Origin of the sequence: Chryseobacterium contaminans (assembly GCF_001684955.1) — a bacterium.
In the GTDB taxonomy this organism is placed as follows: Bacteria; Bacteroidota; Bacteroidia; order Flavobacteriales; family Weeksellaceae; genus Chryseobacterium; species Chryseobacterium contaminans.
Genome location: NZ_MAYF01000294.1, coordinates 1 through 420, shown reverse-complemented (window position 1 = coordinate 420; position 420 = coordinate 1). Strand labels below are relative to the sequence as shown.

Annotated in this window: 1 tRNA gene; it reads left to right on the top strand. The window is 42.9% G+C overall.

What is annotated here, in order from left to right:
- Window positions 1–145: 145 nt before the first annotated feature.
- Window positions 146–219: transfer RNA gene (locus tag BBH99_RS13780), tRNA-Ala, on the top strand.
- The last annotated feature ends 201 nt before the right edge of the window (window positions 220–420 follow it).

The window sequence follows — 420 nt, the reverse complement described above, 5'->3', positions numbered from 1 at the left end:
GGTTAGAGCGCTACACTGATAATGTAGAGGTCGGCAGTTCGAGCCTGCCCGAGACTACTAATTGAAAAAGACGGGAAGAGATCAGATATAAGACATCAGACATTTAAGTCTGAGATCTAGGATCTGAAATCTGAAGTCTACTAGCGGGGAATTAGCTCAGCTGGCTAGAGCGCCTGCCTTGCACGCAGGAGGTCAAGGGTTCGACTCCCTTATTCTCCACAGAGTGGAAGGTTTAATTTTAAAAAAGCAAATAGAGCCAAAAACAATATTTGCGAATTAAACTTGAAATAGATTTAAGATCATTGACATTAACGGTAAAGACATCACAAAGAGAAAACCGAGCGCATAAAGCGCTTGAGTAACCAAAAATAGGAAAGAAATCGTTAAGGGCGTATGGCGGATGCCTAGGCTTTCAGAGGC